This is a genomic window from Fusobacterium varium (genome assembly GCA_021531615.1).
Classification (GTDB): domain Bacteria; phylum Fusobacteriota; class Fusobacteriia; order Fusobacteriales; family Fusobacteriaceae; genus Fusobacterium_A; species Fusobacterium_A varium_C.
The window spans coordinates 1-475 of sequence record JADYUE010000095.1; the positions used below are offsets into that span (position 1 = coordinate 1).

At 30.5% G+C, this 475-nt stretch carries 1 protein-coding gene; it reads right to left on the reverse strand.

Going from position 1 to position 475, the window contains the following annotated elements; translation table 11 throughout:
• Window positions 1-475: transposase (locus I6E31_12475; GenBank protein MCF2640772.1), on the reverse strand; the 475-nt coding region annotated here is incomplete at both ends.

Consider the following 475-nt stretch of genomic DNA (forward strand, 5'->3'; position numbering starts at 1 on the left):
ATTTTTCCCCAATTTCTTAATGCTGATGTCCATTTTTTAGTCGCTTCAAAAGTTGCTAAATACAAAGTCTTTAATAGTGCTGTATCGCTTGGAAAAACACTTCTTTGGCTATTTAAACGACGATATACACTGTTTAAACTTTCTATAGCATTAGTTGTATAAATTACCTTTCTTACCTCCATTGAAAATTTAAAAATTGGACTTATTGCATCCCAGTTCTTACTCCAACTTTTCATTGAGTTTGGATATACTTTTTCCCATTTTTCCGTAACATATTCTAAGTTTTTAAGTGCTATTTGTTCTGATGGAGCTTGATAAATACTCTTTAAATCTTCTGCAAATTCCTTTTTATCTTTGTAATTAACATATTTTAAAGTGTTACGTACTTGATGTACTATACAACGTTGATATTCAGTCTTTGGAAAAGCTACAGAGATAGCTTCTTTCATTCCAGATAATCCATCTGCACAAAGAA